Source organism: Candidatus Eisenbacteria bacterium (assembly GCA_016867495.1).
GTDB lineage: Bacteria > Eisenbacteria > RBG-16-71-46 > CAIMUX01 > VGJL01 > VGJL01.
Genome location: VGJL01000089.1, coordinates 1 through 10,509, shown reverse-complemented (window position 1 = coordinate 10,509; position 10,509 = coordinate 1). Strand labels below are relative to the sequence as shown.

General features: G+C 68.3%; 6 protein-coding genes and 1 pseudogene. 5 read left to right on the top strand and 2 right to left on the bottom strand.

The window, feature by feature from the left end:
- The coding region (locus FJY88_08940; protein ID MBM3287458.1) for a zinc ABC transporter substrate-binding protein at positions 1-453 on the bottom strand (453 nt) is incomplete at its 3' end.
- 583 nt (positions 454-1,036) lie between these two features.
- On the opposite strand from FJY88_08940, the pseudogene ispG reads away from it, so the two are divergent.
- From ispG to FJY88_08925, 3 genes and pseudogenes are all read left to right on the top strand, one after another.
- Positions 1,037-1,882: pseudogene (ispG, locus tag FJY88_08935) on the top strand ((E)-4-hydroxy-3-methylbut-2-enyl-diphosphate synthase).
- A 378-nt stretch (positions 1,883-2,260) separates the two neighbouring features.
- Positions 2,261-3,136, top strand: a complete 876-nt coding sequence (locus tag FJY88_08930) for a hypothetical protein (GenBank protein ID MBM3287457.1) — start codon at positions 2,261-2,263, stop codon at positions 3,134-3,136.
- A complete protein-coding gene (locus tag FJY88_08925) occupies positions 3,133-4,611 on the top strand; it encodes an aminotransferase class V-fold PLP-dependent enzyme (GenBank protein ID MBM3287456.1) in 1,479 nt (492 codons plus the stop codon). Before FJY88_08930 ends, FJY88_08925 begins: the two co-directional genes overlap by 4 nt.
- Before the next feature lie 64 nt (positions 4,612-4,675).
- On the opposite strand, the gene FJY88_08920 is transcribed toward FJY88_08925, so the two are convergent.
- Positions 4,676-5,056 (bottom strand): phage holin family protein, encoded by a 381-nt coding sequence (locus tag FJY88_08920; GenBank protein MBM3287455.1) that lies wholly within the window; start codon positions 5,054-5,056, stop codon positions 4,676-4,678.
- A 362-nt stretch (positions 5,057-5,418) separates the two neighbouring features.
- Between FJY88_08920 and FJY88_08915 the strand changes: the two genes are divergently transcribed.
- Together FJY88_08915 and FJY88_08910 are read left to right on the top strand one after the other, a co-directional pair.
- Positions 5,419-9,633, top strand: coding sequence for a choice-of-anchor D domain-containing protein (locus tag FJY88_08915; protein MBM3287454.1), 4,215 nt, complete (start codon positions 5,419-5,421; stop codon positions 9,631-9,633).
- 119 nt (positions 9,634-9,752) lie between these two features.
- On the top strand, positions 9,753-10,509 hold a 757-nt coding region (locus FJY88_08910), incomplete at its 3' end, for a hypothetical protein (protein ID MBM3287453.1).

Below are 10,509 nucleotides of genomic sequence, written 5' to 3'. Positions count from 1 at the left end.
CGATCCGCGCGCGAGCGTCTCCATCCAGGGATCGAGGAGGCGGCCGATGACGATGTGCCCCTCCGCGCGCGCCAGGGCCCGGACCGCGTCAGGCCCCGGCTCGTAGCCGTGGGGGGACGCGCCGGGCGGCAGGAGGACCCGAACATCCACGAACTCGCCCCCGACCATCTGCGCGAGGGCGCCGAGGGGAGGGATCGACGCCACGAGGCGGATCGGCTCGACGGCGCTGCTCTTTGGAGCCGACGTTCCCGACTCCCCGCCCGTTTGTCCGCCCGCTCCGTCCGCCCCGAAGGCGGCGGGGGCTGCCGCGATCCCGATGCAGAGCCCAAGAGAGCGGAGGGTCGCGCCGAGGACAAGGCGGCGGGCCGACCGCTTCCTCGCTTGCCTTGGGATCGGCAGCCCCGAGGGCTTGCGCGGGCATCGACGCCGCCACGCCAGCGATTCGTTTCTCATGAAGGGAAACCCTAGCCCCCCGCGCGCGGGACCGCAACCGAGCGGGACCGGCGGCAGGACGTCCACTGGGCGATCCCTATCGATCGGCGACCGATCCTGTCGCCTTCACCCGGCTCCGGCCAGGCCGGGACCCGCGCCTCATCGGTGCGTAATGCCATGTATCGCAATGCATTGGGAAATCTTCCAATTCAACGGAACCTGCGCGGGCCGCTTGATGTATTGAAACCCGTAACAAGCGGCCGGAGCCGCTTCCCCGATTTGAGGTCTCGGGGCTGGTCCTCACGGGTTGATGTCGCGCGAGATTCGAGGCGGCGTTGCTAGTTGCTTCGGGTCCGTCGATCCCCCGGTCGAACTGGCTCGAGTCATCCCCCGCCGCCCCGGCGCCAGATGATTCAGGCGCTCGGGGCGGACCTGTCTCCGTCCCGGCCGCGTATGGCGACGCTGCGAGTTACGCCCTTCCTCCTTCCGCCCGCCGTCGGGCCCGCCCCGGCGGGACAACCGGCAGCCCCCGAGATGCTATCCTGGGTCGCATGAGATGGACCGTTCGCCGCGCCCTCGCCCGGCCTGCCACGCGCCAGGATCGATGGGGCGAAGCGTGACCCTCGAAGGAGCCACCCTCCCGCGCCGCCCGGCGCGGAGCGTGAGGATCGGATCGCTTGCGATCGGCTCGGAGCATCCGATCCTGATCCAGTCGATGACGACGGCCGACACACTGGACACCGGCGCGGTCGTCGGCGAGATCGCAAGGCTCGCGGCGGCCGGATGCCCTCTGGTCCGTCTCACCGTCCCTCATATGAAGGCGGCGGAGAATCTCCCGCTCATCCGGGAGGAGCTCTCGCTCCGTGGCCTCGACACGCCCCTGGTCGCGGACATCCACTTCACCCCGCATGTCGCGATCGCTGCTGCGGATTTCGTCGACAAGGTGCGGATCAACCCGGGCAACTATGCGGACCGGAAAAGGTTCGAGCTCAAGGAATACTCCAATGCTCAGTATGCGGAGGAGCTCGCGCGGATTCGCCTGGCCCTCGAGCCGCTTGCTCTGAAACTCCGGGAACGCCGCGTCGCCCTTCGCATCGGCACCAATCACGGCTCGCTGAGCGATCGAATCATGAGCCGCTACGGCGATTCCCCGGAGGGAATGGTCGAGTCGGCCCTCGAGTTCGCCCGCATCTGCGAGGCGGCCGGTTTCGGAGAGGTCGTCCTCTCGATGAAGTCCTCAATCCCCTCGGTGATGATCGCGGCCAATCGGCTGCTGGTTCGCCGGATGGCGGATGAGGGGATGGACTATCCGATCCATCTCGGAGTGACCGAGGCGGGCGGAGGGATCGAGGGGCGGGTCAAGAGCGCCATCGGCATCGGAGCGCTCCTGCTCGACGGGATCGGGGACACGATCCGTGTCTCGCTCACGGAGGACTCCGAATTCGAGATCGATGCCTGCTCGAGGATTCTCGAAGCGGCCGGCCGCCCGGCGGCGCCGGCCGAGGGAGATTGGAGACCGCCACCCGATCCCCCGCTCGCGCGACGAGCGACCCGTCCTTTTCCTCTCGATCTCCTTGCCTGCGGCTCGGGCGCTCCGCCGCGCGTGGAGGCGCGGATCGCGACACCCCCGTGGGGTCCAGACGGGGCGCGGCCCGCCGTCGAGGAAGCGCTCGGGGTGATCCGGTCCTCCGACCCCGCGGCCCCGAGAGCCGTCGCGGAGATCCTCTCGCTCGCCCTCCCTCCCTGCGATCTGCCGAGCGCGCGGATCGAGCCCTTCGCCGCCTTCGCCGATGCGATCCGCTCCAGCGCGCCGGGGATCCCGATCGTGATGGAGTGGGACCTGCGCGCTCCGCGCGAGATCCACGCGATCGAGCCCTTCCTTCCCTGGATCGCCGCCGTGGGGGCGCGCCCCCGATCGAGCGATCGGGGCGGCGATGGGAAGCTCGCGATCCTCGCGCGGCTCTGCGCGCGCCGGCGTAAACCCCTCCGCCTGCGGATCGAGCCGGAGGACTCTGACGGAGTGGAGCCGGCATGGCCCGCGAGGGTGGCGAGCGAATGCCTCGCGCACGCGCGCGTCTGCCTCGCGGAAGGATGCGACTCGGTGGCGATCCTTCTTGCCGGCCGGGGTATCGTTCGCGCGGCCCGGGCCGTCGCGGCCGCCATCGACCAGGACGAGAGCACGCGCGGGATCCCGATCTTCATCGAACTTCCGCTCGATCCCTATGGAGCCGCGATGGCCGGCGGGAGCATCCTCCTGGACGGAATCGGGGATGGCCTGTGCATCCCGGGGATGCCGTCCCCCCCGATGACCGGCCCGGGCGGCGATCTTCCTATCGACCCCGTGCGGCTCGCCTATACAATCCTCCAGGGATGCAGGCTCCGTCTCACGCGCGCCGAGTTCATCGCATGCCCTTCCTGCGGTCGCACCCAGTTCGATCTGCTGGAGACGACGAGACGCATCCGGGAGAAGACGGCGCACTTGAGCGGGACCAGGATCGCGATCATGGGCTGCGTGGTGAACGGGCCGGGTGAAATGGCGGATGCCGACTTCGGGTATGTCGGCAGCGCGCCCGGCAGAGTCGATCTCTATGTCGGCCGCGAACGCGTGCGGCAGGCGATCCGCGAGGAGGAGGCGGTCGATCGTCTGATCGACCTCATCCGCGAGCGCGGCATCTGGATCGATCCGCCGTCGGAGGCAGTTTGACGACAGCAAGGGATCGGTTGCGCTTCATCGAGCCCGATGGCTCGAACCTCGATGAGGTTCGCCAACTGGGGTACCGCTTCATCGATCTCCTGGTGGAGGCGGCGGCGAAGGCCGGCTCGCATCCGCCGGTGCCGGAGGAACTTCCCGTCCCCGACCTGCTCCGTGGACCGTACACGCCGTCGCTCGAAGGCCGCGATCCCTACGAGCTGATCGAGATCGTAAGGACCGAGATCCTCGATCGCACCCTGAATCCCGCGCATCCCGGATACGTGGGACACATGGACTCCCTGGCGTCGGCGGTGGGCATCTTCTCAGACGCGCTCATTTCCGCCTGCAACAACAACATGCTCTCCTACGAAATGTCGCTCGTCTTCACCGCGATGGAAGACCGGCTCCTCAGGTGGGCGACCGGCGCGTTCGGATGGGGCGACGCCGCGCGCGGCTTGCTCGTCAGCGGGGGAACTCTCGCCAACATCCAGGCGATCTGGGTCGCGCGAAACCACGTCGGCGACAGGGGAGCGGCCCGAGAAGGCCTCGCCTCCCCTGAAGGCCGACTCGTTCTGCTGGCCAGCGAGCACGCCCACTACTCATTCCTGAAGGCAGCGAACCTCCTCGGCATCGGCCGCCGGGGGGCGGTTCTCGTGCAAAGCGGCGACAGTCATCGCATCGATCCGAGAGTCCTTGAGGAGGTGATCCTCCGCGCTCGCGGAGAAGGGCTGCGCCCCTTCTGCGTGGTGGGCGTGGCGGGCACGACCGTCACAGGGACGATCGAACCCCTCGACGAGATCGGGGCCATCGCCCGCCGGCACGGGCTCTGGTTCCACGTGGACGCCGCCTATGGCGGGAGCCTGATCCTCTCCAAGAAGCTGCGGAGCCGACTCCGCGGCTGCGAAACGGCCGATTCGATCACCTGGAATCCGCAGAAGTGGCTCTATGTCCCGAAGACCTGCGCCTCGATCCTCTTCCGTGACGGGCAGATCCTCGAGACGACGGTACGCGAGCCGTTCCTCTATGGCCGCGAGGGCGGAGACGATTCGCATCCGAACCTCGGCGAGTACACGATTCAGGGAACGCGTCGCGTCGATGTCTTGAAGCTCTGGTTGACGCTCGAGCATCTCGGCACGGACTACATGGCGCGGCTGATCGAAACGCAGGTCGAGGCGGCGAGCCGGCTGGCGGACCGCATCGAGGCGACGCCCGGGCTGGAGCTGATCGCGAGGCCGAATCTGAACATAGTCTGTTTCCGCGCGATCCCCCCCGGCATCGATCCGACAGCCGATCCCGGCCTCATGGACGAGGCGCAGAGCGCGGTGCAGCTGGAGGTCGCGCGCCGCGGCCACGGATGGCTCTCGATGCCGCTTTACCGCGGAAGGCGCGTTCTGCGGGCGGTGATCCTGCACCCGCGGTGCGACGATAGCCTGCTCGATCTCCTTCTCAAGGACGTTCTGGCGGCGTCGCGCGAGGCCCGCGCGTAGCGGCAGGACGGCGCTCCGCGTTCCGCGGTGGCCCGCTTCGCTCGCCCTCCGCGAGCGGGATCGGTCACCTGCGGGTCTTCTCGTTGCGATCCTTCACGAATCGGTTGAGGACGAAGGAGATCACGGTCATGAGAATCGCGCCGAAGAGGGCGGCGCCGAATCCGCGCACCTCGAAACCTTCAACCACTCGAGATGTGAGCCAGATCATCGCGGCGTTCAACACGAAGACGAAGAGCCCCAGCGTGACGAGCGTGATCGGAAGGGTGAGAAGGACCAGGATCGGGCGGATGATCGCGTTCAGAATCCCCAGTACGAGCGCGGCCGCTCCGAGGGAGATCGCCCTCTGGAAGTCGCTCTCGCCGGTGATGTCGATCCCTCGAACGATGGCGGCCGTGAACCCAAGCGCGAAGACGCTCACGATGAACCGAATCAGGAAGCCCGGCATCCCCATACCTCCAGCGCCGGGGGCGCACAGATCTTCTCAGGACCCGGAGCCCACGCGGACGCAGCGGACGCGCCAAGGGAGTATCTCAGATGTGCCCAGGAAGATCCAGACGGGTTTGGTCGGACCCCGGATGTGCGCAAGCGTGCCCTGAGGTTTGAGCGATTCCTGCCGCCTCTCGCGCCCCGCGCCGCGAACGCGAACATAGCGGGGCGCGAGAGACGGCAGGGATCCTCGGTTGCCCGAGGCGCGATCCCTGGTGGCCGGCGGAGCCACCGTGATCTAAGATCCCTGCCCGTGGGGGCTGAGCGCGACGGGCGCGGACCGGGCAGCCGCCGATTGGCCGGCGCCCCGAGGAGGTCGACGTGAGACGGCTCGCGGAGCGGAAATGGCGGCTTCTCGCCCTGCTCGTGATCCTGGCGCTCGCCGCCTGCGAAGGCGACGATTCCGTGAAGGAGCCCCCTTCCACGCCGATATGCGATCTGCTCCCGGACACGCTCGACTTCCAGCGAGTCGCGATCGGCGCCTCTCGTGATCTCGCCTTCACGATCGCCAACAAGGGAGGCGGGACGCTCGCGGGGAGCGTGAGCGAAGCGTGCGACGATTTCACGGTCATGTCCGGCGGCGGGGCATTCAGTCTGGCCGGAGGGCAAAGCCGGGCCGTCTCGGTGCGCTTCGCCCCCGCTCGGACGGGCGCGTCCGCGTGCACGGTCCAGACGGGCGCCGATTGCGGCCGCCTGATCTGCCGCGGCCAGGGGATCGATCCACCGCCCCTCCTCGAGATCTCCGCTGACACCCTCGAGTTCGGCGCCATAGAACCCGGGCAGTCCGCGACGCGGAGCTTCACGGTCAAGAACGCGGGAGGCGGGACCCTGGACGGGACAGTCTCAGCGAGCTGCGCCGACTTCGTTCTGGTCGCGGGGCAGGGGGACTATGCGCTCGCGTCAGGCGAGATCAGAACCGTCAGCGTGCGGTTTGCGCCTTCCGGCTGCGGGCCGCGGAGCTGCGCGGTTACGACGGGACCGACCCCGGACACCGATGTCGCTTGCTTCGGCGTCGGAGGCGGGCTGGGTTGCTCGCTGTCCACACCTGCGATCGACTTCGGATCGGTGGGCCTGGGATCCCACGCGGACCGGTCCTTCACGATCACGAACACCGGCTGCGAGGGCCTGAACGGACGGATAGCGTCGAACTGCGGGGCGTTCGCCGTTGTCAGCGGCGGAGGCGACTTCACCTTGGTCGGAGGCCAGAGCCGCCAGGTGACCGTGCGCTTCACTCCTTCCCGATGCGGATCGGTCGAGTGCATCCTCGATCTCGGCCACGCCGCCTGCCCCGAGGTCGCATGCGCGGGCGCGGGCACTGGCGGCTTCTGCGCCGTGGAGCCTCCGCAGATCGACTTCGGATCCGTGTCGCTCGGCGCCACATCCGAACGCATCGTCCTCCTGAGGAACGACGGTTGCGCGACGCTCAGCGGAACCGTCTCGGCGGACTGCCCCGAGTTCGCGATCGCCCTGCAGAACGCGGCCTACGCTCTCCAACCAGGGGAGAGCCTTGCGGTCCCGGTCCGTTTCACGCCCCAGCAGTGTTACACGCGAAGCTGCGCAATCGACATGGGCAACGACCTCTGCGGGAGCCTGGCGTGCGTCGGAAGCGGCACGCTCGCCGACTGCTTCGTGTCGCCGACGCGCCTGGACTTCGGCAGCGTTGCGGTGGGACAGTTCGCCGACCTGACCTTCACGATCACCAACCGAGGATGCGACGCCCTGATCGATTCCGTGGCCATGACGTGCCGGGACTTCACGCTTGTCTCGGGCGGGGGCAGCTACTCCCTGGCGCCCGGGGCGATGCGTTCCGTCACGGTCCGCTTTCGGCCCTCCGCGGCCGGCGCGCGGACCTGCACGATCGACGCCGGATTCCCTGCGTGCGTGAGCGTCTCATGTCTCGGCACGGGCGTCGGCACCGGTCCGGGTTGCAGGATCGAGCCGACGAGCCTCGATTTCGGTTCGCTCGCCGTCTGGGAGTCGGCGGACCGCAGCTTCACGATCACCAACAGCGGCACGAGCGCTCTCTCGGGAACGGTCAGCGAGTCGTGCCCGGAGTACGAGATCGTTGCCGGGCTCGGAAGCTACACTCTCGCTCCGGGCGGATCGCGGCAGGTGACGGTACGCTTCACGCCGGTCGATTGCGGAACGGAGACCTGCCTCATCGAGACGGGCAACGCCATCTGCGCCGATGTCGGCTGCACGGGCTCGGCCGGCGGTGAGGGCTGCTCGGTGAGCGCCACGACCCTCGACTTCGGCACGGTCCCGATCGGCGAATCGGCCGACCTCATCTTCCAGATCCTGAACGACGGATGCGATCCCCTCGAGGGAACGCCGTCCGAGTCGTGCCCCGACTTCGAGATCGTCGGCGGCGGAGGCTTCTATAGCATCCCCTCGGGGCAATTCAGAAACGTCACGCTGCGCTTCACCCCGAGCCTGTGCGGCGCGGCGGCCTGCACGATCGAGACGGGGAACGACGGGTGCGCCGACGTCGCGTGCGCGGGCCTGGGCGGGGGTGGCGGATGCATCCTCTCGCCGTCGGGCCTCGACTTCGGAGTTGTGGAGCTTGGCGGCTCCGCGGAGCTTGACTTCACGATCAAGAACGACGGCTGCGCCGCGGTCGCGGGGAGCGTGACCGAATCGTGCACCGACTACGAGATCGTGGCCGGGGGCGGCCAATACAGCCTCGAGAATGGAGACTCCGTGCGCGTCGTCGTCCGCTTCGCCCCCCAGGGCTGCGGCACGCGAAGCTGCCTGATCGAGACGGGCAATCCCCAGTGCCCGGATCTCTCCTGCGCGGGGTCCGGGGGCGGAACCGGCTGTGTCGTCTCGACCGAGAGCATCGACTTCGGATCCGTCTCCCTCGGACAATGGAAGGACCTCTCGTTCACGATCACGAACGAGGGGTGCGGCAGCATCGCCGGCGTCGTGAGCGAAGCGTGCGACGACTACCGGATCCTCTCCGGAGACGGCAGCTACAACTTGTCGCTGGGACAGAGCCGGACCGTCACGGTCCGTTTCGAGCCTACCGCGTGCGGCACGCGAACCTGCACGATCGAGACGGGAAGCACGATCTGCAGCGATGTCTCCTGCGCGGGAATGGGCGGGGGAAGCTCATGCGGGCTCTCCACGACCAGCCTCGACTTCGGGACCGTTGCCGTCGGCGAGGTCCTTGACCGAGGCTTCACGATAACGAACAGCGGATGCGCGGCATTGACGGGATCGGTGAGCGAGACCTGCGACGATTACGAGATCGCATCAGGCGCCGGCGATTACGCGCTGAACCCGGGGCAGTCGCGTGCCGTGACCGTTCGCTTTCGCCCGACGGAATGTGGCGCCAAGGCCTGCACGATCGAGACCGGAAACAGCCTCTGCAGCGACGTGAGCTGCTCCGGCGCGGGAGGAGGGAGCCTCTGTTCGGTCTCCCCCACCACCCTCGACTTCGGGACGATCGCCGTCGGCTCATCGGTCGACCGCAGTTTCACGATCACGAACGCAGGATGCACGAGTTGGAGCGGCACGGTCGCGGAGTCGTGCGTGGATTACGACGTCGTCTCGGGGGGCGGGTTCTTCACGCTCGCCGCCGGGGCGCAGCGCCAGGTGACCGTCCGCTTCGCTCCGACGAGCTGCGGACCCAAGAACTGCGGAATCGACACGGGCAGCGCGCTGTGCGCCGACGTTCAGTGCGCCGGCGTCGCCGCCGGGATCGACTGCGACGTCGACCCGACCGCCCTCGACTTCGGTACGGTAGCCATCGGCCTCTCCGACGATCGAAGCTTCACGATCACCAACACGGGATGCGAGCCGCTAGCCGGCAGCGTGAGCGAGGATTGGCCCGACTACGAGATCATCTCGGGCGGCGGAGCGTTCAATCTGGCCGCGGGCCAGACGCGCAATGCGACCGTCCGCTTCACACCGACCGTCTGCGGCCAGAGAACCTGCGCGGTCCAGACGGGGCAGCCGCTCTGCAGCGGCGTCTCCTGCGTCGGGATCGGCTCCTTCCCATCCCCCGTGATCGTCCATCCGGTCGCCGACGCCATGGTCTCCTCCGGATTCCCCGACTCCACAGGGTGCGCCGTGATACTCGACAGAGTCGGATGGGACACGGCGGAACCGGGCGAGCTGCGCACGCTGCTCCGTTTCGATCTCTCGGCGATCCCGGCGCAGGCGACGGTCCTCCAGGCCAGGCTCGACCTCTTCGCGGACGGATGTCTCCCGCCGCCTCCGGACACGACCCTCGCGGTCTACGTCTCGAGAATCGACGGATCTTGGAGCGAGTGCGGGGTGACATGGAACACAATCCCGGCGATCACGCCTCTCGCCTGCTCCTATGCGCTGGGGTGCGGCACGCCGCATCTCTACTCCATCGAGTGCTCGCCGCTCATCCCGCTCGTCCAGCAGTGGATCGGGACGCCGTCGGCGAACCGCGGGATCCTGCTGCAACCGTCCGCTGTCGCCGTGGACGGGGCGGTGAACATCCGATCCCACAGGTTCGGGACCGATCCGCCCACGCTGCGCGTCTGGTTCAGTTGCCCGTGAGGGCGCTCGGAAAACCGCAGAACCCGACGCACAGAACCCGAGGTAGTCGCGGCGCCATGGCGCTTCGACTATCATGGGGGCGTTCGGTCCCGCCAAACCGGGTTGGGTGCGGAGGAACGATGCTTCGAATCGATCAGCGCCTTCTCCTGACGCTCCTCATGGTTGCCGCGAGTCTCTTCCCCGGAAGCCGAGTTGACGCCGTGAGCGGTCGCCTCCTGGTCCTTCTCGACGGTGTTCTCGCCGGCCCCATCGCCCCCACTCTGGTCCTCTCGGGCGCCGGGGAGGTGGAGCCGATCGTCCTCGGGGCCCTGGCTCTCTCGCAGGGCAGCCTTCTCTACGAGGACCTCGAGCCGGGAATCTATGGTCTGGCGATTCCCGAGATGGGCGGCAAGGGCGATGCGCCCGGCGGGACGATCGAGGTGGGAGTCCATGAGGGCTCGACCAGCGTCGTGCAACTGGACCTCGAGCGGCTCGTCCTGACCGCGGATCCGTTCCGTCCCGACCCGTTCGGCGTGGACGACTCGTGGGATTCGTTCTGGTTGTCGGCGCTTCCGGGAGCCGGAGAGGAAGGGGCGATCGCCGCCCTCACTTCGCCCGGCCAACCCAGGACGCAGACACTCGACAGGCTGCCCCTTGCCGGGACCGGGTTCCGCCACACCGCTCGTCTCCGCGGAGAATCGATGGCGCGATCCAGCCGTTCGGCGCTCGGCGCCGATGGCGCGGCGCGCGAACTGGCGGCGCGCGATCTCCTCTCGCGCGCGGACGAGAGCTACACGGAGGCCGGGGCGGCGGGAGGAGGTCGGGGACGGAGTTCGTTCGAGGCGGCCTTCTCTCGATCGTATCCCAAGCTCCCTCTGCGGCCCCGTCTGACCGGAG